Origin of the sequence: Paraburkholderia sp. SIMBA_030 (genome assembly GCF_046535245.1) — a bacterium.
GTDB lineage: Bacteria > Pseudomonadota > Gammaproteobacteria > Burkholderiales > Burkholderiaceae > Paraburkholderia.
In genome coordinates this window covers 1-263 of record NZ_JAWRXB010000784.1, presented here as the reverse complement: position 1 = coordinate 263, position 263 = coordinate 1, and the positions used below count along the sequence as shown (strand labels likewise).

The following is a 263-nucleotide window of genomic DNA, read 5'->3' as shown; positions in this document are numbered from 1 at the left end:
CCGAGCCGCCCCCCGCGGACCCCTACGGAGAGCCCCACCGGCGTGCCGCCGTCGGGCAGGTTGCGCGGGAGTGGGTCAAGACGCTCCAGCTTCCCAGCATGAAACCGTCGCTGGTGCGCCGTTCGGCGCTGGTGCTGAAGTCGCTGGTTCACGAGCCCACGGGCGCTGTGCTGGCGGCCCCCACAACGTCCCTGCCCGAAGGCATCGGCGGAACGAGGAATTGGGACTACCGGTACTGCTGGCTGCGTGATGGGTCCATGACG

Annotated in this window: 1 protein-coding gene; it reads left to right on the top strand. The window is 70.0% G+C overall.

Annotated elements, in window-relative coordinates; translation table 11 throughout:
- Positions 1-98: 98 nt before the first annotated feature.
- On the top strand, positions 99-263 hold a 165-nt coding region (locus tag SB772_RS42115), incomplete at its 3' end, for a glycoside hydrolase family 15 protein (protein WP_410838787.1).